We start from the raw sequence: 2,672 nt of genomic DNA on the forward strand, positions 1-2,672 counted from the left end.
CGAGGCGAGGATCGATGTCAGCGGCCTCTGGGGCGCGGTCGAGGGCTACGCCATCACGGCGCTCGAAAGCCCGCGCGCCTCGATCACCACGCTGTCGCGGCATTTCGGCTTCGACGCGGTGGAGACCGAGGGAGTCATCCGGTTCGTCATGCGCGGCCGTGCCTCCGTGGCCACCCTCGCGCCCGACGATCTGGTGGCTGCCCGCGAGGGCGACCTGCTGGAACTGACCCGCGGCCAGGAGACCGAACTGCCGCAGGCCCTGAAATGGCAGGTCGCGCGGGCCGACGAGGACTACGACGCAGCCCTCGTCGAGGCGCGGCGCATCACGGTGGACACGACCCGGATCGCCTCCGAGTCCTTCCCGATTGGGGTGCCACCCGAGGAAGCCGAGCGCCGCTGCCGCCGCGCGCTGATGGAGGCGTGGGTGGGTCGCGAGACGGCGGCGTTCCGTCTGCCACCCTCGCGGCTCGCGCTCGATCCGGCCGACGCAATTCGGTTGGAGCATGATGGGCGGTTGGTCGATCTGCGGCTCGTCTCCATCGCCGATGCCGATGCCCGCGGCATCGAAGCGGTCCGCCAGGACCGCGCGACCTACGACCTGCCGCCCGGCGCTCCCCGCGCGGCGTCGCTGACGCGGGCCGTGGTGTTCGGCGCGCCGGACGCGGTGCTGATGGACCTGCCGCAGCTCACCAAAGACCAGCCCGCGCATCGGCCGCTGGTCGCCGCGCACGCCGCTCCCTGGCCGGGCGAGATGGCGGTGTTCCGCAGTCCCTCGACCGATGGCTTCGAGCTGCTGACCACGTTCGGCAGCCGCGCCCGGATCGGGGCGCTGGTCTCGGACTTCTACGCTGGGCCGACGTCGCGCTTCGACCTCGGCAATGCGCTGGTGGTCGATCTGCTGACCGGCACGCTGGAAAGCGTCACGGACCTGACGCTGTTCGGCGGCGCCAACGCGCTGGCCATCGAAAGCGCGCCCCGCACCTGGGAAATCGTGCAGGCGGGCGCGGCCGAGCTGCTGGCGCCGGGTCGGTATCGTCTGACTCGGCTCCTGCGCGGCCAGCGGGGTACCGAAGGTTCGATGGGCAACCCGGCGCCCGCTGGCGCGCGGGTGGTGGTGCTGGACGATAGTCTCGCATCGCTGCCGATCGCTGAGGCCGATCTTGGCATCCCGTGGAACTGGCGCATCGGCCCTGCCAGCCGCCCGGTCAGTGACGAAACCTATGTGCCGCAATCCTTCGCACCCGCGGGTGTCGGTCTGCGGCCGTTCTCGGTCGCCCATGTGGAGCAGCCGTGGCGCACGCCACGCAGTCCCGGCGATCTGACGATCCGTTGGACGCGCCGGTCCCGCGCGCTCGCGGCCGACAGCTGGGGCGGGCTTGAGGTGCCTCTGACCGAGGAACTGGAAGCCTACGAGGTCGAGATCCTCGACGGCGCCACCGTGAAGCGAGTGCTGTCTGCGACCACCACCACCGCCGTCTACACCGACGCCCAGCAGACCGCCGACTGGGGCGCGCCGCTCGGCCCCGGCGACACGCTCGACATCCGCATCTACCAGCTCTCCGCCCTCGTCGGGCGGGGCGCGCCCAAGATCGTCACGCTCACCTTCTGAGGCCATTCCATGTCCGACGCCACGACCCATCTCCTGTTGCCCTACATCCTGGCGGCGCAGGCCCAGAAGCATGTCACCCACAACGAGGCGCTGCGGCTGCTCGACGGGCTCGTCCAGCTCTCCGTCCTCGACCGGGACCTGACGGCGCCGCCAGGCAGTCCTGGCGACGGCGACCGCTACATCGTCGCCTCAGGCGCGACGGGCGACTGGGCGGGCTGGGACCTGAACGTCGCACTCTGGACGGATGGCGCCTGGCTGCGTCTTCCGCCGCGGACGGGGTGGCGCGCATGGGTCGAGGACGAGGGCCTGCTGCTGGTCTATGACGGCGCAGGCTGGATCGGCACCACGCCCACGACGCTGCAGAACATGGCACTGCTCGGCGTCGGCACCACGGCTGATGCCGCTAACCCGTTCTCGGCCAAACTCAACGCTGCGCTCTGGACTGCGAAGACCGTGGCCGAGGGCGGCACCGGCGATCTGTTCTACACCATGAACAAGGAGGCGGCCGGCGACGATCTCGGGCTGACGCTCCAGACCGGCTTCGTGACCAAGGCGCTGGTCGGGCTGTTCGGCTCCGACAGGTTCCGGCTGGCAGTCTCCACCGACGGCAGCACCTTCTTCGATGGGCTCAGCATCGACAACGCCACCGGCATCGTCGATCAGCCCCGGCTGCCGCGGTTCAAGGCGTACACGAACTACGACAACTATGTCGGCATCGGAACCTGGACGAAGATCGGCCTGAACAACACCGACTATAACGATCAGGGAGCGTTCGATGCTGCCAACAACCATTTCGTGGCGCCCGTCGACGGCACCTACCTCTTCGGCGCGACGCTGCTCTACAAGATCAACGCCAGCACGACCGCGCGCATGCGGGGGCGGCTGGTGCTGAACGGAACCACGGAAATCCGCGGCTCCCTCGGCGAAATCTCCGCCACCCACGTCTCGCTCGCCACCGCCATCTGGCTGCAGACCATGGTCCCGCTCACCGCCGGCGATACCGTCGAACTGCAGGGGTATTTCCGGGTCGCGGACGGCTACTTCGCCGCCGATCACACGTCCT

Annotated in this window: 2 protein-coding genes; both read left to right on the forward strand. The window is 69.5% G+C overall.

From position 1 onward, the window contains the following. Positions 1–1,609: phage tail protein (locus V7050_RS20195; protein ID WP_324411168.1), on the forward strand; the 1,609-nt coding region annotated here is incomplete at its 5' end. A gap of 9 nt (positions 1,610–1,618) precedes the next feature. Beyond that, the coding region (locus V7050_RS20200; protein ID WP_324411170.1) for a DUF2793 domain-containing protein at positions 1,619–2,672 on the forward strand (1,054 nt) is incomplete at its 3' end.

This window comes from Amaricoccus sp. (genome assembly GCF_036846665.1).
In the GTDB taxonomy this organism is placed as follows: domain Bacteria; phylum Pseudomonadota; class Alphaproteobacteria; order Rhodobacterales; family Rhodobacteraceae; genus Amaricoccus.